Source organism: Rhizobium sp. 05N49, assembly GCF_056396805.1.
This window is the reverse complement of record NZ_JBFTME010000017.1, coordinates 65,175-86,688: the sequence shown is the minus strand read 5'-3', so window position 1 is coordinate 86,688 and position 21,514 is coordinate 65,175. Positions and strand designations below refer to the sequence as shown.

Annotated in this window: 16 protein-coding genes and 4 pseudogenes; 12 read left to right on the top strand and 8 right to left on the bottom strand. The window is 59.4% G+C overall.

Going from position 1 to position 21,514, the window contains the following annotated elements; genetic code table 11:
• Nucleotides 1–4: 4 nt before the first annotated feature.
• Together AC1DF8_RS27415 and AC1DF8_RS27410 are read left to right on the top strand one after the other, a co-directional pair.
• Complete coding sequence (locus AC1DF8_RS27415; protein ID WP_478155764.1) at nucleotides 5–3,370, top strand: AAA family ATPase; 3,366 nt, start codon at nucleotides 5–7, stop codon at nucleotides 3,368–3,370.
• A gap of 366 nt (nucleotides 3,371–3,736) precedes the next feature.
• Complete coding sequence (locus AC1DF8_RS27410; RefSeq protein WP_478155763.1) at nucleotides 3,737–4,657, top strand: alpha/beta fold hydrolase; 921 nt, start codon at nucleotides 3,737–3,739, stop codon at nucleotides 4,655–4,657.
• 17 nt (nucleotides 4,658–4,674) lie between these two features.
• Here the strand turns inward: AC1DF8_RS27410 and AC1DF8_RS27405 are convergent, their stop codons facing one another.
• The 5 genes from AC1DF8_RS27405 to AC1DF8_RS27385 all read right to left on the bottom strand — a co-directional run bounded on the left by AC1DF8_RS27405 (nucleotide 4,675) and on the right by AC1DF8_RS27385 (nucleotide 9,167).
• On the bottom strand, nucleotides 4,675–4,941 hold the full coding sequence (locus AC1DF8_RS27405) for a hypothetical protein (RefSeq protein ID WP_478155762.1): 267 nt from the start codon (nucleotides 4,939–4,941) through the stop codon (nucleotides 4,675–4,677).
• A gap of 307 nt (nucleotides 4,942–5,248) precedes the next feature.
• On the bottom strand, nucleotides 5,249–5,965 hold the full coding sequence (locus AC1DF8_RS27400) for a phosphatase PAP2 family protein (protein ID WP_478155761.1): 717 nt from the start codon (nucleotides 5,963–5,965) through the stop codon (nucleotides 5,249–5,251).
• A 795-nt stretch (nucleotides 5,966–6,760) separates the two neighbouring features.
• Complete coding sequence (locus AC1DF8_RS27395; RefSeq protein ID WP_478155760.1) at nucleotides 6,761–8,137, bottom strand: aldehyde dehydrogenase family protein; 1,377 nt, start codon at nucleotides 8,135–8,137, stop codon at nucleotides 6,761–6,763.
• Complete coding sequence (locus AC1DF8_RS27390) at nucleotides 8,130–8,456, bottom strand: putative quinol monooxygenase (protein WP_478155759.1); 327 nt, start codon at nucleotides 8,454–8,456, stop codon at nucleotides 8,130–8,132. The genes AC1DF8_RS27395 and AC1DF8_RS27390 overlap by 8 nt, the downstream gene beginning before the upstream one ends.
• 27 nt (nucleotides 8,457–8,483) lie before the next feature.
• Nucleotides 8,484–9,167 carry a type 1 glutamine amidotransferase domain-containing protein gene (locus tag AC1DF8_RS27385; RefSeq protein ID WP_478155758.1) on the bottom strand — a complete coding sequence of 228 codons (684 nt, stop codon included), beginning with the start codon at nucleotides 9,165–9,167 and terminating at the stop codon, nucleotides 8,484–8,486.
• Nucleotides 9,168–10,251: 1,084 nt separating this feature from the next.
• On the opposite strand from AC1DF8_RS27385, the pseudogene AC1DF8_RS27380 reads away from it, so the two are divergent.
• The 8 genes and pseudogenes from AC1DF8_RS27380 to AC1DF8_RS27345 all read left to right on the top strand — a co-directional run.
• Nucleotides 10,252–10,380, top strand: a pseudogene (locus AC1DF8_RS27380) (IS630 family transposase); the annotation flags it as partial.
• 12 nt (nucleotides 10,381–10,392) lie between these two features.
• Nucleotides 10,393–10,805 (top strand): annotated as a pseudogene (locus AC1DF8_RS27375) (IS3 family transposase); the annotation flags it as partial.
• Nucleotides 10,806–11,656: 851 nt separating this feature from the next.
• Nucleotides 11,657–12,103 carry a pyridoxamine 5'-phosphate oxidase family protein gene (locus tag AC1DF8_RS27370; RefSeq protein WP_478155757.1) on the top strand — a complete coding sequence of 149 codons (447 nt, stop codon included), beginning with the start codon at nucleotides 11,657–11,659 and terminating at the stop codon, nucleotides 12,101–12,103.
• A 63-nt stretch (nucleotides 12,104–12,166) separates the two neighbouring features.
• Nucleotides 12,167–12,499 (top strand): hypothetical protein, encoded by a 333-nt coding sequence (locus tag AC1DF8_RS27365; protein ID WP_478155756.1) that lies wholly within the window; start codon nucleotides 12,167–12,169, stop codon nucleotides 12,497–12,499.
• A 161-nt stretch (nucleotides 12,500–12,660) separates the two neighbouring features.
• A pseudogene (locus AC1DF8_RS27360) lies at nucleotides 12,661–12,844 on the top strand (bifunctional sulfur transferase/dioxygenase Blh); the annotation flags it as partial.
• A gap of 48 nt (nucleotides 12,845–12,892) precedes the next feature.
• Nucleotides 12,893–13,303, top strand: coding sequence for a YeeE/YedE family protein (locus AC1DF8_RS27355; RefSeq protein WP_478155755.1), 411 nt, complete (start codon nucleotides 12,893–12,895; stop codon nucleotides 13,301–13,303).
• Nucleotides 13,300–13,731 (top strand): DUF6691 family protein, encoded by a 432-nt coding sequence (locus AC1DF8_RS27350; RefSeq protein ID WP_478155754.1) that lies wholly within the window; start codon nucleotides 13,300–13,302, stop codon nucleotides 13,729–13,731. Before AC1DF8_RS27355 ends, AC1DF8_RS27350 begins: the two co-directional genes overlap by 4 nt.
• A pseudogene (locus AC1DF8_RS27345) lies at nucleotides 13,713–14,527 on the top strand (sulfite exporter TauE/SafE family protein). Before AC1DF8_RS27350 ends, AC1DF8_RS27345 begins: the two are co-directional and overlap by 19 nt.
• Before the next feature lie 114 nt (nucleotides 14,528–14,641).
• On the opposite strand, the gene AC1DF8_RS27340 reads toward AC1DF8_RS27345, so the two are convergent.
• Together AC1DF8_RS27340 and AC1DF8_RS27335 are read right to left on the bottom strand one after the other, a co-directional pair.
• Complete coding sequence (locus AC1DF8_RS27340) at nucleotides 14,642–15,475, bottom strand: universal stress protein (protein ID WP_478155753.1); 834 nt, start codon at nucleotides 15,473–15,475, stop codon at nucleotides 14,642–14,644.
• 69 nt (nucleotides 15,476–15,544) lie between these two features.
• Entirely contained in the window at nucleotides 15,545–18,223 is a 2,679-nt protein-coding gene (locus AC1DF8_RS27335; RefSeq protein ID WP_478155752.1) for a cation-translocating P-type ATPase, read from the bottom strand.
• A gap of 225 nt (nucleotides 18,224–18,448) precedes the next feature.
• Between AC1DF8_RS27335 and AC1DF8_RS27330 the strand changes: the two genes are divergently transcribed.
• Nucleotides 18,449–18,772 carry a TraR/DksA family transcriptional regulator gene (locus tag AC1DF8_RS27330; protein ID WP_130686279.1) on the top strand — a complete coding sequence of 108 codons (324 nt, stop codon included), beginning with the start codon at nucleotides 18,449–18,451 and terminating at the stop codon, nucleotides 18,770–18,772.
• 26 nt (nucleotides 18,773–18,798) lie between these two features.
• Nucleotides 18,799–20,661 (top strand): heavy metal translocating P-type ATPase, encoded by a 1,863-nt coding sequence (locus tag AC1DF8_RS27325; RefSeq protein WP_478155751.1) that lies wholly within the window; start codon nucleotides 18,799–18,801, stop codon nucleotides 20,659–20,661.
• On the opposite strand, the gene AC1DF8_RS27320 is transcribed toward AC1DF8_RS27325, so the two are convergent.
• Nucleotides 20,658–21,479, bottom strand: coding sequence for a universal stress protein (locus tag AC1DF8_RS27320; RefSeq protein WP_478155750.1), 822 nt, complete (start codon nucleotides 21,477–21,479; stop codon nucleotides 20,658–20,660). The genes AC1DF8_RS27325 and AC1DF8_RS27320 overlap by 4 nt on opposite strands.
• Between the last annotated feature and the right edge of the window lie 35 nt (nucleotides 21,480–21,514).

The window sequence follows — 21,514 nt, the reverse complement described above, 5'->3', positions numbered from 1 at the left end:
AAACATGGACGTAGGTGATTGGCTACGACGTATCGGGCTTGGTCAATACGAGAGCCTGTTTCGCACAAACGAGATCGATGACGAGGTTCTGCCCGAGCTCACCGATGCCGATCTTGAGAAGTTTGGCGTGCCGTTCGGCCATCGCAAGCGGATCCTGAAGGCGGTCGCCGCTCTCGGCCTCGAAGCCAGTGATGAGAGACATCGATACCTCCAGCCCCCGAACGATGTCGCCGAACGCCGCCAGCTCACGGTAATGTTCTGCGATCTCGTCGGATCCACAGCTCTGTCGGGCCGCCTCGATCCGGAAGACATGCGCACGATCATCGGCAACTATCAGAAGTCGTGCGCGGGACTGATCGAAAGAAATGGCGGGTTCGTCGCCAAATATATGGGCGACGGCATCCTCGCCTATTTCGGATATCCGCTGGCGCATGAACACGACGCGGAGCGTTCGGTACGTGCCGGATTGGAGATTGTCGAAAGGTTGCCAACGCTCGACATGCCACAGTGCGAACCTCTCCACGTCAGGGTCGGGATTGCCACGGGGATCGTCGTCGTCGGCGACCTCCTCGGCGCCGGCGAGGCTCGTGAACGTGGCGTGGTCGGTGATACGCCGAATCTGGCCGCCCGACTTCAGGCTATCGCGGCACCCGACCAGGTCGTCATTGCGGAGGGGACACGACGCCTGCTCGGTGAACTGTTCGAGCTTGTCGACCTTGGCCCGCAGGAACTCAAGGGCATTGCAACCCCTACGCCTGCCTGGGCAGTGACCGGCCAGGGCGCGCGCGCGAGCCGGTTCGAAGCCCTCCATGCCAATGGGCTCACGCAACTTGTCGGGCGTCAGGAGGAAAGGGAGATATTCGACAGGCGATGGGAACGGGCGAAAGCCGGCGAAGGCCAAGTCGTAATGCTTTCGGGTGAAGCCGGCATCGGCAAGTCGCGCCTTGCCACATCCTTCCAGGCACAGGTGACCGAAGGCACGTATGACCGCTTTCGATACTATTGTTCGCCACATCAAATAGACACCATGTTGTTTCCAGTCATTGGACAAATYGAGCGCGCTGCAGGTCTCGATCGAAATGATGATACGAACACTAGGCTCGACAAACTCGATGCGATCCTGAACGCATGGGATCTATCTGATACGGACGCGGCATTGATTGCCGAACTCCTGTCACTGCCAAAGCCCAATCGCTTTCCGATGAGCGAACTGCCGCCGCCTATTCGACGGCGAAAGACAATGGATCTTCTGATCGCGCGCATCGGCATCGCCGCACGTCAGGGGCCCGTCTTGCTGGTGTTTGAAGATGTCCACTGGGCGGACGCTTCAACTCTGGAATTCCTAGGGCGGCTGATCGACAAGATCGTCTTCCTTCCGGCCCTCTTGTTTTTGACATTCAGGCCAGAATTCACCGCGCCATGGACGGGCCGCGCCTATGTGACGCCGCTGACAGTCAGCCGATTCACGAAATCGGAGGTCGAGTGCCTTATCGACACTGTAACGGGGGGCGGGACCTTGCCGGCCGACGTGCGCCAGGACATTGTCGAGCGGTCCGATGGCATACCCCTTTTTGTTGAGGAAATGACCAAAGCCGTGGTGGAGGCAAAGGGGGAGGGGCTGATGGCGCACAGGATCGCTGCAATCCCATCAGCGGCGCTGTCCGTGCCAGCTAGCTTGCACGCCTCGCTGATGGCGCGGCTTGACCGCCTCGGCGACGCCAGGACCGTTGCGCAGATCGGAGCGGCGATCGGACGTGACTTTTCCTACGAGATACTCGCACTGGTTACCGGCTTGCCCGACCCGATCTTGTCAACCGCGCTCGATCGTCTCGTTCAGTCCGGTCTCATGACATGTCAGGGATCGGCTCCGCATTCGTCCTATGTCTTCAAACATGCCCTGGTGCAGGATGCCGCCTACGGCACCCTGTTGCGGGATCCGCGCCGTAGCCTTCATGCACGCATCGCCGAGGTCCTCAAGACCCATTTTCCCGATCTTTGCGACAGTCAACCTGAATTGCTGGCCCGTCATTGTGCCGAGGCAGGTCTCGTCGACAGCGCTGCCGGACTTTTGACGCAAGCTGGCCAACGTTCGCTCTCCCGGTCGGCAAATGTCGAGGCGGAGGCGCAATTCAAGCGCGCGCTCTCAATGTTTGCCGGATTGCCGGATAGTCCGGATAAGCGCCGCCAAGAGATCAGGGCACAGATCGGATTAGCAAATGCCCTCATGTATACGAGAGGCTACGTCGCTGGTGAAACGAAAGAGGCATTCGACAGGACACGACAGCTCGTCGAACATGCCGAGGCGCTTGGGGATTCTCTTGAGGATCCGTTTGTCATGTTCTCTGTTCTCTTCGGTTTCTGGGTCGCGCATTTCGTCGCGTTCGACGCCGGTGCCGTTCGCGACGTTGCCGCTCAAGCTCTGGCGCTTGCCGAGCCGCAGGGGGCGACAATCCCCTTGCTGGTCTCGCATGCGTTGCTCGGCACCGCGCTCGTTGTGTCCGGAGACTTCAGATCAGGTCTCGATCACCTCCAGAAATCAATGGCGCTCCAAGAGCCTGATCGGCATGGCGAGTTGCTCGCCGTGCGTTTCGGCATGGATTTCGGGGCGGGTTTCATGTCCTTTCGGGCAAGTGCGCACTGGCTCCTCGGAAATCCGGTGGCTGCAAGCGAAGATGTGGAACGTGCAATCGCGGCGGCGCGCAGAATTGCGCACATCCCGACGCTAATGGTCGTGCTGCATCTGACAGGAGCGACGCAAATTCGTCTAGGAAACATCTTGGCCGCGCAAGCGCAGGCTGACGAACTTCTTTCGCTGGCCAAGGAACAAGCAGCCCCATTCTACATTGCTCACGGCATGGCCGACCGGGCCTGTGCGCTTGCGGCTTGTGGGCAGAGCGCGGAGGCCGTCTGTCTCTTCGAGAAATCATTTGAAGCCTATCAGACGCTGGCATCGAGCGTCGAGCTTCCCCATCTGCTCAGTGTCATGGCGATGGTGCACGCCGAGCTCGGAGGGTTCGGGGAAGCCCGAAGCCGGATCCGCGAGGCCATGCAACAGATCGATGTCTCAGGGGAACGATGGTGCGAGGCGGATGTTTACCGAGTCGCCGGTGAGATTGAGCGACGGTCGTCGGATGGAAGCGCGACGATCGCCAGAGCGCATTTTGAACGTGCGATTGGAATTGCGCGTAGCCAGAGATCTCCGTTCCTCGAACTTCGCGCGACGGTCGGTCTTGCGCGACTTCTTCGCGATCAGGGCTGTGACAGCGAGGCCCGGTCACGTCTTGCCCCGCTTTTTGAAAGCTTTGCGCGAAATCTGCCGATGCCCGAATTGAAGGAAGCCGAGGAGTTCCTGATCGAAACAGGCCTTTGATCTGCAATGTCTCGGCATGTCCGTCGGTGTTTTGTGCCCCGTGCCGGCAGAATGTGATCCTGTCGATATGCTGGCAGGCATCAGGTAAACCTTGGAGTTCCGGTCTGGTTGACCGCGCTCGACTGAAGGAAACATTCTCTGCGATGGGGCTCGTCTGCCGGACAGTGCACAGCAGAAAGTTGCTCTACATATCGTTGCCAATCGCGACGCTTCAACCGGACCCGGATCCGCCAGGCTGGACGCGCCTGCCTGAAAACGTCCTAGCCCTTTATGTTTCGGGTGTAACATGAAATGTCGGCGCACGAGATATCGGTCGGATCGGAACACCATAGGGTGGTTTCATGTACATCCAATCGAGATTTGCCAATGTTCGCCAGACTTGAGGACCTTGAGATTTTCTTTGACGTGAGCGGGAGCCACTTCGGCATAGAGGGTACAGGATTGGTCGAGAGACCCACGATCATCGCCATTCATGGCGGGCTCGGATTTGACCACGGTTATTTGAAGCCCGCACTGGATCAGTTTCGCGACGAAGCGCAGGTGATACTCGTGGATCTGCGCGGGCACGGCCGCTCCTCTCGTCCACCTCTGGAAGCCTGTGGCTTGGAAGAAATGGCCGACGACATCGCAGCCCTCTGCACACGGCTGGGTATTCGGCGCCCGATACTGTTTGGCCATTCGGCTGGCGGCTTTGTGGCACTTCACACAGTCCTGCGGCATCCAGGCTTGGTGGGAGGACTCGTTCTTTGCAATTCGGCAGCGACCCGGGCTCCTGTTATCGACGAAGAAAATGTCCCCGAGCCGACATTGGCGAGCAGGGCCACTCCTGAAGCGCTTGCCGTTGCCATGCGCCTGTCATCCGGTGACCTGACCGAGGAAACGGTGTCGGCGTTTGCCACTATTGTGGCCCCATATTACGCAGCGCCGGACCACATGGCTTTCGTCACGGGCTGGCTGGCTCTCAGTACGCTCAATCAGGCGATGTTGCGCCACTTCTTACGGTCCTTAGGACCATCGTATGATGTCCGCATGCAGCTTGGCGCGATCAACGTTCCGACGCTGATCCTGAGTGGCAGCCACGACTGGGCCTGCACACCTGGAGCCAGCAGGCTTTTGGCGCGGGAGATTCCAGCCGCTACGTTGATCAGGTTCGAGGAATCAGGACACTTTCCGTTTCATGAGGAACCTCGGAAATTTAAAGAATCCGTGCTGGCGTTCATTCGCGAGTACCGGTCGGGCGCGAGGTCGGACGTGGACGATCAGGAGACTTACGCCAAGGCGATGTGATTGCTACACAGAGGTGGTCACGATGCCATCGAAGATTTCATCCTCATGCCTGTCGAGTTTCTGGCGGCCTTGAAACCTTTAATCAAGTCGTGACCCAGGTGCCAAAGCGCATGTTTCGTCCATGAACGGTCGGCGCTGTTGCGCATCGGGCCAAATCCATAAACGTGACACCAATCAGTATCGCCATTCGGCTTCAGTCTTGCAGACACTTCCTTATTCGCGTCGAAAACACCGGATTGCACGATCAGCGGTATCGATCCTCGCTCGGGTGATTCCTTGACCAACCGATCCTCGACGTTCGGAAGCCAGAGGCTGCCCGCGGGGGCGCAGATACCGGAACCATTTTGACGTGCGGTTGCTGTGTCTTCTCGGTGAAGCAGTCGTGACCAGGTTCGTTAAAATGCCAGGCCGCCCGACCTTACAGTCTGGCGCTGGCCTCAGAAACGCATGGGTTGAATGAAGCTCGCGGCTAACCTTACTCGGGTGCGTGGTGGTCTTGCCTTTGTTGCGATGTTTCGCCTGGAATTCAACTGAAATGCCGCAATGGCTCGAGCCGACCTGAACAAGTGCTCGTAGGGCATTCCCGCGCCACTACCGCCTCGGCGTAAGTCCAAACCGATCCCTATCGATGTTTGCCTCTACTGATACGCGGTTATTGTCGGCAAAATGCCCAAGCATTGCAAGTGCTACGAGGTGGTCGATCGTCCATCCTGCTATCACGTCACTGGCCCAATGCTCGCCGACAACCACGCGCGAGGTGCAGACCAGCAGCGATAAGAGCATCAGCAGCGTGCGATACCGTGGAAAATGGTTCGCCAACGAGCATGAAACCGCTACCGCGAACGCCGACTGAGAAGAAGGCATGGATGCGAAAGCATCATCAAATGCGAAAGGCTTGAAGCGCAACAGATCCAGACCGTTCGATACGTAAGGGCGAGCCCTTCCGATCGCGTTCTTGATGAGGGCCGATGAGGCAAGAGCGCTGAGCCCGCAACATAGGCTGACAAACCCGAAATGCTGTCGATGCGATGGGCGGGCGTGCGCGCGCAAGAGCTGAATGATCCAAACACCAGACAGCATCGGCAGGACAACGACGGGCGAAGCGGCTTCCGAAATCCACCGCGCGGTCTGGGAAAGCCAATCGGGCAGCCAAGCCGCCGCCGAAGCTGTCGATCGGTCGAGGAGAAACGCACTAGCTGCGACTAACAAAAAGCAGCGCGAGGTAACACGCGCGATCCGTAGGATCGGCCGCTGCAGACCAGTTCCCCTGGGCGAGCTTGCAGATTTTAACACCACAATCGCCCGCACAATTCGAAATCCGGCAATGACCCGAAACCGCCCGATGCTTCCGTATGCAGCCGGGAAATCAGCGTAACGGCGATCTTGCGACCCTCGTTGACCTTCAAACGATGGGCTCGCCGTCGACGGCTTTCGTAGTCGTGACAACGGTGGACCCGGAAATTCACTATAGACATTCTTCTTCCTGTTTTCTGCAGCTGTTGGTTCTACTGTTATCGGTTGTTGAGTTCGTCGTCGGCGTCATCAGATCCAAATCATGGAAACTAGAACCGAGCGCACAGTTCCGGCCCAGCAATTCGCGCAGTCTAGAGGGGAATAGCCATCGCTTTGCGCGTCGCAGAAATCCGGCTCGGCTTCGCTTTTGAGCAAGGCCGGATCCCAGGATCGTCGACTGTGTCGCGATTGACTCAGGTGACGTATGTAAAGCCGTGCCGGCAAGCGCAAGGCCGCGAAGCCAGTCCCGGAATATTCGGTAGCCAGGAGACACGGGCACTGGATCCGGTGCTTTTGCATTCGCGATTGCCTCGTCTATCGACCAGACAAGTCTCACGTGAGGATGCGGGTCTTCTGGAATGGCATTGGGGTGTTTTCTTGTAGACATAGTGACCTCCGGAAGAGGCCATAAAAGACCGGTCTAAATTGCTGGCTTGTCCCACTTGTGGAAGTTTTCGTTACACTTGCAGTCTTGCACGCATGCTCGAGCTGCAGACACCGGCGCAGATGCAGGAGCTCAATGTAACGACGAGCTGTTGGCCCAACAAATGCTGATGAACTGATCGCGCCAATGGATAGAAATCGACTAAATCACTGCTTGAAGACGATCATTTTCTCCGCCGTCATCTCACGGGCGGTATAGGGAATGCCACCGACCCCGTGGCCTGATGTCCTACGGCCGGCAAACGGCATCCAATCTGTCCGGAAGGCGCTATGATCATTGATCATGACTGCCGAGGCGTCGAGACGTTCGGCCGCGTCGAGCGCGACAGCGAGATCGCGTGTGAAGATACTGCTCTGAAATGCGACCGGCAGCGAATTTGCCCTCTGGATTGCTCCGTCAAGATCGTCAAAAGCGAATATGCAGGTGACCGGGCCGAACACCTCCTCGCGCGATACTTTCGATTTTGCCGGCGGATCGACGGCAATTGCCGGCGCGAGAGTCGTGTCGCTGAGGCGTTTTCCTCCGATCAGGCGGGCGCCCCCCGCCGCTGCTTCCGCGATCCAGGTGGCGACGCGCTCGGCCTCGGCCGGTGCGATCAGGGGGCCGACTTCGGTTTCGGCAAGCCGGGGGTCGCCAGTACGCAGTCGCCCGACGCGCTCGGAGAACTGTTCGACAAAGACATCCTTAAGTGTTTCATGGATGTATATGCGTTGGACCGAGACGCAGACCTGCCCCGCATGATAGTAGCCGCCCTTCGCGAGCGGTTCGATGATCGCGTCGATGTCGGCGCTGCGGTCGATGATCACTGGCGCTACGCCGCCGTGCTCGAGAGTGCAGCGTGTTCCAGGCGCCAAATTTGCGCGCAGATGCCAGCCCACCGCGGCCGAGCCGATGAAGCTCAGGAAGGCGATACGCGGATCGCTCGCAAAAGCGCTCGACAGATCCCGGCTCTCGGGGAGGAGGGTCTGAACCCAGCCTTCCGGCATGCCGGCTTCATGAACGAGCTTTACAAGTTCCAGACAGCAAAGCGGTGTCGCCGCTGCAGGCTTGACGATGACTGGACAGCCTGTGGCGATCGCCGGCGCGACCTGATGCACGATGAGGTTCAGAGGATGGTTGAAAGCAGAGATCGCGGCAATGACGCCGATGGGTTCCAGAATCGTCCAGGCGCGTCGCCCTTCGCTGGCTGGGGTCAGCCCCATCGGTATCTCGGTCCCGCCGCGGGTGCGAAGCAGGTCGGCAGCGGCACGGATCCCGTCGATGGCGCGATCGGTTTCAACTATCGCATCGCTGTAAGGCTTGCCCCCTTCACTTGCGATGCGCATCGCGAACGTCTCGCGCTGCTCTAAGACCAGATCTGCAAGCCGGTGCAGCACAGCCATTCTTTGGTGAGGCTTCAGCCAGCCGCTCCGATTTTCAAAGCGCTCGCGGGCAACGGTCAGCTTGCGTTCGAGCGCGGCAGCGTCGTCCGTTGGCAAATCGGCGATATGTTTGCGATCATAGGCTTGCACGACCTCAAGCATAGGGTCCTCCGGAGCGGCTTACTTCAAGCGCGACAGGTTCGAGAATGAGTGCCAAGCGATCCGCCAAAGCGGGAACTCTGGCGAGATAGGCTTGGTAATGCGGTGTTTGGCGATGCGCTTCAACCGCCTTGGCGTCACGATAGAGCTCATCGAGCACGTAGCGCTCAGGCAGTGTCGTATCCCGCCAGACGTCCCAGCGCAGATTGCCCGGTTCAGCCCGACAATGCGGCGCCATGTCGAGCAGCAACCCACGAAGTTCTTCGGCTTTGCCAGGATGGGCCGTCAGGCTCGCCGTGATTTTCACGAACGACTGCGACATGGTGTTCTCCCGTCGAATGTTGCCGCTTCAGGCGGGAGCGGTACCTTCCCGCAGGGCCGCCAGCAGTTTCTTCCCGAGTTCTCCTGCCGAGGCGGGGTTCTGCCCGGTGATGAGGCGCCCGTCGACGACGACATGCGGCTCCCAGTTGGCAGCGGACGAATATTCTGCACCCTCGGCTCTCAGTGCATCCTCAAGCTCGTAGGGTACGTCCTCGCGCGCGTAGTCATATTCTTCCTTCTTCGAGAAGGATGTGAGCTTTTTGCCTTGCACGAACGGCGTGCCGTTCCCAAGGTCGACGTCAAGCAGAGCGCAGGGCCCGTGGCAAACGGCGGTCACGAGCTTGCCGGTCGTCCAGGCACGTACGATCGCTCGCTGGACCTCCGCATTGCGCTGGATGTCGACCATGGGCCCAAGTCCGCCGGGTATGAGAATGGCATCGTAGTCAGCTGCATCCAACTCTGAAAGTTTGCGGCTACGATTCAGTCGACGAAAGGCCTTGCTCTCGAAGAACGCCTTCTGGGCAGGGTCGTTGCCGTCATATGCGTCATAGGGTGTCCATCCGCCGGCAGGCGAAGCGAACTCCACTGCGATGCCTGCTGCGTCGAGCACGTCGAAAGGATGAGCGACTTCCGCAAAGAAGAAGCCGGTTTTGCGACTTTGAGGACCAATTACAGCCGCGTTGGTAACGATGAACAGGACATGCTGGGTCATGATTGTCTCCTAAACATCTGGTTCGAATTTTGTTTTCGCAATTCACGCTATGAAAATGTGGCGACCGCACGCCCGCGGGTTCTATTGTCCCTCATGAGAACGCGCTGACTTGCCCTGTGTTTCTCAATCAATCCGCCCAAGGCGCGAACGGCTATTGGCCGACAACGACGACCGGAAGCGCGAACCTGACGAATGAGGCAGACTTGAGCGTTTCCTTTGGGATCTCCTTCACCCAGTCAGCCCATCGCCTCTATAACATCGCTGCACCCTCATGGCCGGTTAAAAGAAGTGAATCTGCGTGCTCGCGCGGACACTTCATGCAAATCATCCCCATCCAACGGTCCTCTCGATCCATCCCGGATGGGCGGCCACCGCGATGGGTACGCTGGACGGCAACTCCGTCGAACCTGAGGTCTTGGTCGAAGAAAGCGTTAAGGGAATGGTGGAGGTGCTGAAGGCGCACGTGGGAACAGGGCGAAGCCTATATCTCGATTGGCAGGGATGTCCGCTGCCTTGGTGATAAGGGGTGGTGGCCTGCAGCCGAATAGAGTCGGACCTGTGCTCTACGTCAGCCACAACGTCGCCATGCGTGCCATCGCGTCATGCGGCTGCCCGAGGCCCGCAGGGCGGAAATGTGGACGAAAATACAACCGCCGCCAGTGCCGGGTTTGGGTTTATATCGGCTTGAGTTGAGGCCGTTGCATTGCTTCCGGATGCACTCAACAATGGAGCGTCCGCAGTTGCAACGCCTGCAGAAAACGCGGATTTTTTATGATACAAGCGAAGAGCGCTTAGAGAGTCGCTGGCTGTGGCGCGTTATTACGCCGACTACGTTCGCCTCTTTCATTTGTTCCTCAATGACGAGGAACGCCGCGCCGACAATCCCGGCGTCAGGATCCGGAGGCGAGATGACTATATACAGTTCTCTGGTAGCAAGTGGCAGCGAACGTTTGTAGACAAGCTCCCGAACGCTCTCTCCGTGATGCTATGGAGCAGGCCATTCCTGACTCCCCGACACCATCATTGTGGGGGACGACCACCAGCCTTTCAAACCTGGCTGGCTGGGTGCCGCCCGTTACACCATCTCTCGAACCGAGTCTTCAAATCATATGACGACATCGTCGAGCACTGCTGCCACGCATGGCGCAAACTCCAGAACCAGCCATGGAAAATCACGTCCATCGGTATGAGGAATTGGGCGCATGGGTTTTAGTCAGTGGGAACCGGTATAATGCCTTCGGAGATGAAGCGATTGCGGCAGATCGAAGAGGAGAACGCCAAGCTAAAGCGGATCGTAGCCGACCTGTCGTTGGACAGGGCCATGCTGCAGGATATGCTCTCAAAAAAGCTTTGAGGCCTACCCGCAAGCGGAAGCTTGTCGACACAGTCAAGGCCGACTGGAAGGTATCGACACGGCGCGCATGCTCCGTGCTGAAGATCAAGGACATCTGTCAGACGCGAGTACGCTACGGCTATCGTCGTGTTCATATCCTGATCAAACGTGAAGGATGGGTGGTCAATCCGAAGCGAATCTATCGCCTTTACAAGGAGATGGACCTTCAGCTCCGCAACAAGGTTCCCAAGCGCCGGGTCAAGGCGAAGCTGCGGGCCGACCGCACGTTCCCAAAGGAGCTTTGGGACGGCTCTTCAAAAGCTTGGCCCTAGCGTCGATAGCGATAGCAAGTACCTCACGCGCCCTTGGACCAGGCGGGAACCGCGGCGTCCTGCCGGTCAGGATGAGATGCACGAAGGTGGACGCAAGTTTGCCGAGCGCGCTTTCGCGCGTTGACGTCGCGGGATAAACCCGTGTCGAGAGAACGACTGCGTGAGCGGAGCAATCCGCCAGCGTGTCGGATTGTTTCGTTCGCTATCGCGCAGCTGCGCGACCTGTGTAAGCGGTGGTAGCCAGATCTCTTCCACGGGTATATTGATTTGCCTCAATGCGCTAAATGAATAGAGAGGCCATCCTGGGGGCGTTCGTTTAGCCGGCCAAACAGGAGCGATATCAATGTTGAGAGCTAAGCGCGATAGCCTTGGTGGTCCGCCAGGTAGCGCGGTGGAATCCTTGGGTGAAATTGAAGGTCGCCTTTTTGTTCTCCGAGTGATAGCGGCTACCGCTCTAACAAGGCTCCTGAGCCATCGTGACGCCCGTGGTCAGACCGAACTGATAACATCACTTCAACGCGCGATCGAAAGAAAGTGCAAACGATCGAAACTGCTTGAATCCGACATCACGGCTACGTCGCAATATGCCAAAGCGCTACTCGACGAAGCGCTAGAGCGAGCAGGGGGAACCGCAGCTTTAAGGCGTTGAGAAATGGAGTGGCATTTTAAACCATCGATCCGCTTCTATTACCCGTCTATGAACTGCGACACTCGGTCCTCGCGTTTCATCGCAATGAAAAATCTATCGGACGTCCAAAAACCGACAAACCGAAACTGCGTGTACTATTCGTGATGGAAGGCTGGATATTCCGATAGGAGCAGCAATGAACATCCAAGAAATGCCATATGACGATTGTATCGCATTCGTGAAGAAACAATGGCTTGCCCGGTTGGCCTGCGCCGAAGGCGACATCCCATACGTCGTTCCTGTTCAATATGCCTTTGCCAATGATCGACTGTATTTTTTCACGTTGCCTGGGAAAAAGCTGGATGTGATGAGACGTAACCCCAACGTCTGCGTCCAGATCGACAAGTTAAAGAGCCGACAGTCATGGAAAAGTGTGATCATTGATGCAAGATTCATTGACCTCGGAGCGGACGAATGTCGCGAAGAAAAGGATCGGGCATGGGCTCTCCTTTCACGACACGTTGACTGGTGGGAGCCCGGCGCGTTGAAGCCCGCCTCCAAGTTGGCGGATGCAGTATCACAAACACACATTTTCTATGCGCTGGAGATCGTCGATATGAGCGGACGCACCACGGACAGTTAATGAATTAAGGATCGATCAGACGAGAAGCGAAGAGTTCCTCGTCTCCTTACAAGGATCTCTGCCATGTCGAAAACCGATGACCAAAATCCTCACGACAATAACGGTGCATCGGCGCCGACGATTGGAGAAATTGAAGGTCGTCTGCTAGTTCTTGAATTCGTTGCGTTGAGTTGTGTCACAAGATTGCTTCACCTTCACAACGCTCAGGAAAGGCAAGATTTAGTTGCAGATGTACTTCGCGGCATTGAGGTCGGTGGCCGCAATTTGGGACTTCATTTCCGCGATATAGCCGATGCGCAAGGCTACGCAGAGGATTTGTTGAAGGACGCTCAAGGTCAAGCCGATGGCCTTGAAGATGTAAAACATGCATGGCCCGGATCAAGGAATGATAATTGACGCATGTTGAGCCGGAAATCCTGGGCGTATCATCATGCTGATTGCGGATCTGGGCAATCATCAGAATGGTGAAACCCTCATCCCCGTCCTATTAAGGGCGGGTGCCGCATTGATGAGGGGCATTCAAAATGTTCATAAGTGCGACATAAAGACGGGCAAAATCGGCCGCCCATTATCTGCAAGGGAAGACCGGCGCACAAACGGAGAGCGGCGAGCGCTTCGTGGACGTCCAGAAGCTGTGGAAGGGCATCTACAACTGGCCTGGGCTTGCCTCCGACCGGCTCGCAATGGGACCGGTTGTTTGCCCATGGCGAGACCTTACAGTCTGACGGAAGAGAAGCCCGCGCAACTGGTCGCCGCCCTCTATGACATTTTCTGCGTAAAGGATGACAAGTGAACGCGTATCTCCCCTCATTGGTCGGGGGCATGCTGATCGGCGTGTCGGCCGTCATGCTTCTGCTCCTCAACGGCCGGATTGCCGGGATCAGCGGGATCGTGGGGCGTCTCGCGCAAGGGATCGGCTTGACGACCAATCTCGCCTTTGCGCTCGGGTTGTTGCTCGGGCCGCTCGCCTATCTGCTCATGTTCGGCGGCTGGCCGGTCGTGCAGATCACCACCGGCTGGCCGCTGCTCATCGTGGCCGGACTGCTTGTCGGCTTTGGCTCGCGCATGGGATCGGGCTGCACCAGCGGCCACGGCGTGCTTGGGCTTGCCCGCCTGTCGCCGCGGTCGATGATGGCGGTCGCCACGTTCCTGACGGCCGGCGTCATCGCCGTCGCAATTCTGCGAGGTCTAGGACTATGAACCGGAACATCCACCAATTCATGGCCGCTCTCGCCTCGGGTATCGTCTTCGGCATCGGCCTGTCGCTGTCCGGCATGCTGAACCCGGTCCGTGTCCAAGGCTTCCTCGACGTGTTGGGCGCCTGGGATCCGAGCCTTGCCTTCGTTCTCGGCGGCGCGATCGTTGTCGCGTTCACCGGCGTCCACATCATGAAACGGATGAAGCGTCCCGCCTTCGACGACAGCTTCCACGTGCCGACGAACCGTCGGATCGATGCTCCGCTGGTCGTTGGTTCGGCCTTGTTCGGCCTGGGCTGGGGGATCGCTGGTTTCTGTCCCGGTCCGGCCATCGCATCGCTATCGGTCGGCCTTCCCCAGACGTTCCTGTTCGTCATCGCCATGCTGGTCGGGATGACCTTGTATGACAGAGTATGGAGCAGACGGACGTGAACACCTCCATTTTGGCGCCAGCTGGCTCCGGCGGAATCGTCGGCTTCATGCTCGGCCTGCTCGCGGTGGCGGGTCCATCCTGGCGACGCCGCTACTACTCTACGTGGTTGGCGTGACCCAGCCGCATATCGCGATCGGAACGGGTGCGCTTGCGGTCTCGGTGAATGCCTTCGCGAACTTCGCAAGCCACGCGATCAAGGGGCACGTCTGGTGGCGCTGCGCGGCCGTATTCTCCGCGCTCGGCGTCGTTGGCGTCCACATGTTGAAGCCCAGGAAGCCAGTATCGGCAGAATGTCGGCCCATCGATCTTAAGATGTGCCATGCTATCGCCGCCGGGGCACTCGCCGCCGGCGCTACATCGAGTTTCTTCGGGATCGGCGGGGGCTTCCTGATCGTTCCCGGCCTCATGCTGGCGACGGGCATGCCGATGATCAACGAGATCGGGACATCTCTCCTCTCCGTCGCTGTGTTCGGACTGGCGACGGCCCTGAGCTATACCAGTTCAGGCTTGATGGATTGGTGGCTTGCCTCCGAGTTTATCGGCGGTGGCATTGTCGGGGGCGTTTTTGGTATGTTGCTCGCGGCGCAGCGCAGCGCCTACAAGAATATCCTCAACCGCCTGTTCGCAGCGCTCATCTTCGTGGTTGCTGCATACATTTTGTATGGGAACTGGGGGACGGTGGTGCCGGGCGAAGGCGCCAAGCGAAGGACTCGACAGCAGGCGAGCCGTGACTTCCGTCCAGAAGTGATCCTCGCGCATGAAGAGCGGGCGACCGTTGCAACACCAATACGTTGACGATCTTGTAGAAACCAGCGGCGGCGTCGCTGATTGAGATGGTCGTACCCATCGTGTCTGAAAGCGACATGCCGCCACTCCGGCACGGCGCGTGCAACGCGGCCGTGTCCTTCCTCAATGCGCCATGAATATTGGCATGCTGCTTTGCTCGATCATGTTGCGCGTCACGCCTCCGAATAGCGTCTGCTGCCAGCGAGGGTGATTGTATGCTCCCATGACGATCAGATCGGCGTTCACGTCCATCGCATGCTGCCTCAGGACCTCGTCGGCCGCGTTTCCGCCGCTGGCCACGCGATCCACCTGAACCTTGACTCCGTGACGGGACAGGAAGCTCGCGATGTCGGCGCCTGGTTCTTCTCCATTCACCCGCTCTCGCGAGACTGGATCGACCATCGTCACGTAGACGCATTCCGCCGTCTTCAACAGGTCGAGGGCCTGCCTTGCGGCACGCGACGCCTCGTCGCTCGAATCCCATGCCAGTACGATCGATTTGGAAGTGGAAGAGAGCGGCCGCCGTCCGCGATTGATGATGACCGGCGTCGGCGTATGGAACAGAGCGCCATCCATGACCCGTTTCTGGAGTTCCTCGTCCTTGCACGCTTGGCGGCCGACGAGAACGACGTCGGCATAGAGCGCCCGTTCTGCAATGTCCTCCCGCGCAAAGGCATATTCCGTATAGACGTCCTGCACATCGTAGGACAGTTCGGTGCTCGAGAGATACGCCTTGATCTCTTCGGCTTTCTTGACGAGTTCCTCGATTTCGCGCTGGCGTTCTTCCAGCCAGACGGTCGACAGGGAGTTGTATTCTCCCATCATCGGCGACGCGCCCATGCAGATCACGACCGCGCTGAGATGCGCTCCGGAGGCTCCGCAAAACTCCACGGCGGCCTTCAGGTCTTCGTCGAAATATTTGGAAGTCAGGATGCTCATTACCGTGCGAATGGACATTTCGATCACCTCTCTTTTGTTGAATATCGAGAGGATAACGGCACTTGCGGCGACGTTCTTTGATCTTCGTCAAGCATGGGATGAACGATCGCGGCGTCGCCGGGAGACGAACTTGTCGACCTCGGTCACTAGAACGAGGGAGCTAGCGATCAGCATGCTGAGGCTCCATTCAAGAGGCGTGATTGGCGACAGGCCGAGCGTTCCGCTAAGCCACGGCACGTACATCGCCGAGATGTGGATCGTCTGGGCGGCGAGCACGCTGAGGAGCAGGAACCGGTTCCGAAGGATATCGACGGAGAATATCGATCGTCTTTCGGAGGAGCACGCCAGGGTCTGGACGTTCTCGAACATCACGAAGATCAGAAGCGTTATGTTGCGTGCTTCGGGAACGCCATATCCATGCGCAATCATCCACTGGAAGGCAAGGAACGCTGCTCCGCCGATCACAACCGTCGATTGGACGACGCGCCGGATCATCGTCCGATCGAGGACAGGCTCGAGCGGAGAACGCGGCGGCCCCGCCAGTTCGTCTCCTTCCGGCCTGCCGCCGGCAAGCGCGACGTCCTGGATGCCGTTTGTCACGAGATTGAGCCACAAGAGCTGAACAGGGAGGAGCGGCATGGGCAGGCCGAATGGTAGCGCGAGCATGAAGAGCAGGACCTCGGCGGCGCCTGTTGCGACCGACATCAGCACCACCTTGCGGATGTTGCGATAGGCGGCCCGGCCTTCTGCGATCCCCGCGACGATGGATGCGAAGTTGTCGTCCGTGACGACGAGATCGGCGCTTTCCTTTGCCACCTCGGTTCCCCTGAGCCCCATTGCGACGCCGACATGCGCCTTCTTCAACGCCGGACCGTCGTTTACACCGTCTCCAGTGACGGCGACGATATGTCCATTGCGGATCAGGGATGCGACGATCGCCGATTTCTGCACTGGCTGCACGCGGGCGTAGATGCGGGCCTCTCTCGTGGTCTCGTCCAGCCGCTGGTCGCCCGCTCGAGCGGCTTCATCGATGTCGTGGCCCGAAACGACCTGGCCCGCGTGAAAGCTCAGGCCGGCATCTCGGGCAATCGCGGCAGCGGTCCGCGGGTCGTCCCCGGTCACCATCACGACCTCCACGCCCGCCGCGTGGCAGTCTTTCATAGCGTTCGGCACTTCAGGTCGAACAGGGTCCTGCAGTCCGGCCAGCCCCAAGAACACGAGATCGACAAGGTGACCGTGTCCGAGGCTTCCGGCGAGGGACGCGCCGATTTCCCCTTCGGCGAACGCGAGCACCCTGAGGCCTCGAGCGGCCATTTCTTCCTTCTGCGCCAAAAGCGACGCACGGTCGATTTCGACTACGTTTCCCGCGGAGTCCATGCGATCAGACATTTCTATGAGCACCTCCGACGCCCCCTTGACGAAGACATGAATCCGATCACTGCCGTGGTGGAAGGATGCAGCGTATTTGTGCTCGGGCTCGTAGGCGATCCTTGCCGCCAGCGGGTATCGGTCGTTCAACTCTTCCTGTCCCAGCCCGGCCTTCCGTCCTGCTGCAAGAAGCGCCACGTCGACCGTGTCTCCGGCGGCGACCCAGAGATCGTCGCGGCGAGCCAGGGTTCCTTCGTTTGCGAGCAGTGCAGCGCGTAGCAGCCTGCGCGCCCTCTCGCGGACCAGGTCGCTGTCCAGGCCGCTCGCCCTGATCTCGCACTTGTCGAGATCTGCATGGGCGTCCAGGGCGATATCCGTGCCGTCCGGCAGGCGAATTTCGGTCACCGTCTGCACGTTGCTGGTCAAGGTACCCGTCTTGTCCGTGGCGATTATCGTGGTCGAACCGAGGGCCTCAACAGCCGGCATGCTTCGGACGATGACGTTGCGGGCGGCCATCCGCCGCATGCTGACGGCAAGCGCGACGGAGATCGCGATCGGGAGCCCTTCGGGAACAGCGCTCACCGCCAGACCTACGGACATCATGATCAGATCGTGCAGAGGGAGGCCCCGCATGAAGCCCGCGACGACCAGCACCAAAGCTGCCAATCCTACGAAAACCGCGAGCGCATTCGTGAACTTCGCCAGACGGGCAACGAGCGGGGGCTGCGACGAACTGGCTCTTCCCAACTCGGTGGCGATGCCGCCAAGCATGGTCGCGGTACCCGTAGCGGTCACGACGCCCTGGGCTCGTCCGCGTGTCACCAGCGAACCCGCGAGCAGCAGCATGGAACTGGCGGTTTCATCCGACGATCCTTCGACGGTTCGCCCTTTGGGGACCGGCATCGACTCGCCGGTCAGAAGCGACTCGTCGCATCGGAGATCACTTGCATCGACAAGCATCAGATCGGCAGGGATTCGGTCGCCGGATTCCAGAAGAACGAGATCGCCCACGACCAGCCGCTTGGCCTCGATCCTGCAAGCCACGCCGTCCCGTATGACCCTGGCCGACGGCTGCTCAAGCTTGCGAAGGGCGGCGGCCGCTCGATCCGCAGAGTACTCCTGGTAGGTGCCTATGGAGGCATTGATCAGAAGCACGACGAGAATGAACAGGCCGTCTTCGATCCTGCCGGTCGCAAACGAGAGCGCCGATGCCAGCAAGAGGATGTAGATGATCGGATTGCGAAATTGGATGAGAAAGACCCGCAGCGGCGATGGGGGCTCAGGCTCGGGCAGCGTGTTGGGTCCAAGCTCGGCGAGGCGTTCCTCGGCCTCGATGCTTGTCAGTCCGATCACCGCAGGCGTCGTGGGGGCGGGTGTCTGCGCCGTCAGATTCATCATGGGCTCCGGGCTTGTCGCGACGATTTCATTGAAGGCTCCCCCGACAGCCTATGTGCTCCCGCGCACGAGGCATTGACCGGGATCAAGGAGCTTCGATCGAACTGAGATATGCTGGAGCCGATTTATGGACCGCGCCTTTATGCGGCCACGCGCTGCGCTTGGATTGGTTCCCGACGATGCCGCGTGTGGACCCGCATTGATCAGGCAAGATTGGAAGGCACTAAAATGAATAATAGCTCAGTACAGGCCGTGTTGCAGACGATGAAGGATGACCTTGTCCGTCGTCTCGGAGCGATCGATGCGGATCTCTGCGTCGCGCTCGAGAAGGACAGCGAGGAGCGTGCGACCCAGGTTGAGAACGACGAAGTTCTTCGCGAGATGCAAGCCGAGGGGCGCGATCAGATCGCGGCCATCGACGCGGCTATCGACCGGCTGAACGACGGCACATATGGGCGATGCGTCAAATGCCACCATCCGATCGGCAAGGAGCGGCTAACTGCGGTTCCCTATACGCCGTTCTGCATCGATTGCGCAAAATCGTTCCGCTGACTTCTGGATTGATGGGAGGGTGAGAGGTGGCTACAGCGGCGGCTTGGAGGGTGGGTAGGTGGACGTGGCCTGAGGGCGGCATGTCGCGACTGAGGGCGGCGGGCTCCCGGTCGGGCCTTCTGGTGCTGTCGTCGCTCCTTGCGCTTGCGGCCGCACTCGCCTTTTATCTCGCGGATCATGGCCTTGGATATCGGTTGATCCTGGTAGGCTGCACCAGCCTGATTCTGCTGTCTCTTTGTATTGAGATCGCCAAGAAGGTGCGAAATGGGGAATACGGTCTGGACCTGATCGCAGCCTTGGCCATGGGGTCCTCCTTATGGTTCGGCGAATATCTTGCTGGAGCGATCGTCGGTCTCATGTATTCCGGCGGTCAGTTTCTGGAGGCATACGCACATCGTCGCGCCGACGAGGGCATGTCGGCCTTGCTGGCGCAAGTTCCGCGGACGGCTCTGCGGCTTGCCGGAACCGGTTTCGAAGAAATTCCGATCGAGAGGGTCGCGGTCGGCGACGTGCTCCTGATACGCAAGGGTGACGTCGTACCGGCCGACGGGGCTCTCGTCGGCGAAGTCGCGACGATCGACCAGGCGGTGCTGACCGGAGAGCCTTTCCCAGTGCGCATCGCCAGGGGTGGCAACATTTCAAGTGGCGCTACGAACGAGGGGGACGCGATCGAAATCCGCGTTCTAAGCCGAGCCGAGGACAGCACCTATGCCGGAATAGTGAGGCTCGTGGAAGCATCGAGGCGCTCCAAGGCGAAGCTGATGCGCCTGGCCGACCGGTTCTCGGTGTGGTTCCTGTTCGCCACGGTAGCGATTGCAGGAGTCTCGGCATTCATGTCCGGAGACCTGTCAAGGATCGTGGCCGTGCTGGTCGTCGCCACGCCCTGTCCGTTGATCCTTGCGGTACCAGTCGCACTTGCGGCCGGCACTTCGAAAGCCGCAAAGGAGGGCGTTCTGGTGAAGGGTGCGGGACCTCTCGAGGCGCTCGCCCAGGCGACCGTGGCGGTGTTCGACAAGACGGGGACGCTCACTGCGGGACAGCCGGAAGTCGGGCACATCGAGGGACCGGAGCATCCCGACAGGATCCTGCGGCTCGCCGCCTCGCTGGACCAGGCATCGGGGCACGTGGTTGGACGCGCGCTGGTGGACGAGGCGCATAGACGTGGGTTGGTACTGAGCCGTCCATCGGAGGTGACCGAGACCGCGGGATCCGGAATTTCCGGAATCGTCGATGGCGTGTGTGTCGGCGTCGGAGGAGACACGTATTTCGGAGAGGTGCCGTCGTCCGGGGCTAACGGGTCACGCAGTGCAATGCGTGTAAAGGTGCTGTTTGACGGCACGCCGGCTGGCACGATCACGCTCGAAGACCGGCTTCGCGAAGATGCTGTCCAACTCGTTACTCAGCTCAGGGCGTCAGGAATATCTCGAATAGTCCTGGCTTCTGGGGACGAGTTGGCTGTCGCGGCAACCATAGCTCGCTCGCTGGGCTTGGACGACGTCGCGGCGAGGCTCGCTCCCGCAGACAAAGTCGCAGTCATCGAGAAAGAGCGCGTCTACGGGAAAGTGCTGATGGTCGGCGACGGCGTGAACGACGCGCCAGCGCTGGCGGCAGCCGATGTCGGAATCGCGGTCGGCGTCGAGAACCTTGCGGCGGCCGCGGAGGCCGCGGATATCGTGCTCGTCCGGGACGACCTCACCAAGATAGCGACGGCGATCGGCATTGCGCGTCGTTCCCGCAAGATCGCGCTTCAAAGCATCTATGCCGGCATAGGTCTCTCGCTCCTCGCGATGGGGTTTGCGGGAGCGGGATACCTTCGGCCAGTCGGCGGCGCATTGCTTCAGGAGGCTATCGACGTGGCGGTCATTCTCAATGCCCTTCGCGCCCTCTAATGGGCGAGAAGCACCGGCAGCTCGGCCTTGACGAGCAGTTCCCGAGTGACGCCGCCGAGAATAAACTCACGAAGCCACGAATGACCAAATCCGCCCGCGACGAGGAGGTCCGCCTTTCGTTCCAGCGCAGCCGACTGGATTGCAGCGGTCGCGGTATTTGTGCCCGCCTGGATCGACACGTCGTCCACGTCGAATCCCGAGTGCTTCAAAGACGAAATCAGTAGCGAGCGGTTCGCCTCGTCGATCTCCTTGTCGTCGGTGATCGAGATGACATGGAGCTTGGTCGCGCGTTCGACGAAAAAGCGAGCGCAGGATAGGGCACGTGCAGCGGTGGCGCTACCGTCCCAGGCAATGGCGATCGTGTCCACGCGGGAGCAGACGCTGGTGGCGGGGAACAGCACGATGGGACGGCCGCTTCCGAACAACAGCGTCTCGGAAAACTGGCGCGACAGTTCAGAGGCCTCGACAATGGAGAGGTCGTGGCACCGGGCGATTTCGGAACAACGTTGGTAGACGAACGGGTCCGTGGCCTCGAACCGATGGATTCGTAATTCGACGCCGGTTTCTGAAACAGCTCCAGTGAGATGTTCCCGCAGCGAAGTCCCGTTGTCCCGGCTATTCCCCTCTGCTTGTTCCCGCCATGTGTCGACATCGATAAAAGTGGGAAAGGGCTGATGGACCTGGGGGATCCGGACTTGCGGGACACTGGCGACGAGATCGGCGTCGTTCTGCCGAGCGAGGTCGATCGCGTTGTTGATGATGGTGAAGGAACTCGGGTCGGGATAGGTCGACAACGGAAGATGGAACTGCGGCTTCATGCTGGCCTCCTGAGGTTAAACAGCCGTCATGATGC

Excerpts from the sequence above, each read along its gene's own strand:
- AC1DF8_RS27410 (WP_478155763.1), top strand. The coding sequence starts at position 3,737 with ATGTTCGCCAGACTTGAGGACCTTGAGATTTTCTTTGACGTGAGCGGG.
- AC1DF8_RS27395 (WP_478155760.1), bottom strand. The coding sequence starts at position 8,137 with ATGCTTGAGGTCGTGCAAGCCTATGATCGCAAACATATCGCCGATTTG.
- AC1DF8_RS27390 (WP_478155759.1), bottom strand. The coding sequence starts at position 8,456 with ATGTCGCAGTCGTTCGTGAAAATCACGGCGAGCCTGACGGCCCATCCT.
- AC1DF8_RS27385 (WP_478155758.1), bottom strand. The coding sequence starts at position 9,167 with ATGACCCAGCATGTCCTGTTCATCGTTACCAACGCGGCTGTAATTGGT.
- AC1DF8_RS27370 (WP_478155757.1), top strand. The coding sequence starts at position 11,657 with ATGAACATCCAAGAAATGCCATATGACGATTGTATCGCATTCGTGAAG.
- AC1DF8_RS27365 (WP_478155756.1), top strand. The coding sequence starts at position 12,167 with ATGTCGAAAACCGATGACCAAAATCCTCACGACAATAACGGTGCATCG.
- AC1DF8_RS27350 (WP_478155754.1), top strand. The coding sequence starts at position 13,300 with ATGAACCGGAACATCCACCAATTCATGGCCGCTCTCGCCTCGGGTATC.
- AC1DF8_RS27340 (WP_478155753.1), bottom strand. The coding sequence starts at position 15,475 with ATGTCCATTCGCACGGTAATGAGCATCCTGACTTCCAAATATTTCGAC.
- AC1DF8_RS27335 (WP_478155752.1), bottom strand. The coding sequence starts at position 18,223 with ATGATGAATCTGACGGCGCAGACACCCGCCCCCACGACGCCTGCGGTG.
- AC1DF8_RS27330 (WP_130686279.1), top strand. The coding sequence starts at position 18,449 with ATGAATAATAGCTCAGTACAGGCCGTGTTGCAGACGATGAAGGATGAC.
- AC1DF8_RS27320 (WP_478155750.1), bottom strand. The coding sequence starts at position 21,479 with ATGAAGCCGCAGTTCCATCTTCCGTTGTCGACCTATCCCGACCCGAGT.